This is a genomic window from Alteromonas sp. ALT199 (assembly GCF_018619335.1).
In the GTDB taxonomy this organism is placed as follows: domain Bacteria; phylum Pseudomonadota; class Gammaproteobacteria; order Enterobacterales; family Alteromonadaceae; genus Alteromonas.
In genome coordinates, this window is sequence record NZ_JAHHDX010000099.1 from 1 (window position 1) to 737 (window position 737).

Genomic DNA, 737 nt, shown 5'->3' on the forward strand with positions numbered 1-737 from the left:
CCACATAGAATCGATGCTGGTGTTAAACCTCTCGATTTCTCCGATATTACTAATTTTAGTTTTCAGACACCGTGTTATAAGCGCTACCCAAACTTGAAGCTGGCCATAGACGCGTGTAAAGAAGGGCAATGCGCTACTACGAGAATGAATGCGGCCAACGAAGTAGCAGTAGCGGCTTTTCTTAATGGTTCAATTCAGTTTTGCGATATCGCAAAAGTGAATGAAGCCACACTTAATGCAATGCCTTATGTATCGGTAAATTCTATTGCGCAAATACTAGAGCAAGACAGCTTAGCGAGAGCGAAAGCTAACGAGATTATTCGAGGTAAATTCCAGTGCTAGCATTTTTATGGAGCCTTGGTGCATTCATTGTTGCCCTAGGTATTTTAGTCGCTGTACATGAATGGGGGCACTTTTACGTAGCCCGTAAATGTGGTGTACAGGTAGAGCGCTTTTCAATCGGTTTTGGCAAGCCTATTTGGCGTAAACTTAGTAAGTCTGGCACTGAATATGTCATTGCTATGATTCCTCTTGGTGGCTACGTTCGAATGCTTGACGGACGTATTGATGACGTTCCGCCTGAGCTAGAAGATAAAGCCTTTAACAATAAGCCTGTGCTACAGCGTATGGCGGTTATTGCTGCAGGCCCTGGCGTTAACTTTATTTTTGCGTTCTTCGCTTTATGGCTAATGTACTTAGTAGGATTAGACACCGTAAAGCCAGTTGTAAAAAATATT

General features: G+C 42.9%; 1 protein-coding gene and 1 pseudogene. Both read left to right on the plus strand.

Going from position 1 to position 737, the window contains the following annotated elements; genetic code table 11:
• Positions 1-342, plus strand: a pseudogene (locus KL866_RS11055) (1-deoxy-D-xylulose-5-phosphate reductoisomerase); the annotation flags it as partial.
• On the plus strand, positions 336-737 hold a 402-nt coding region (rseP, locus tag KL866_RS11060), incomplete at its 3' end, for an RIP metalloprotease RseP (RefSeq protein WP_214995052.1). The pseudogene KL866_RS11055 and the gene rseP, both read left to right, overlap by 7 nt.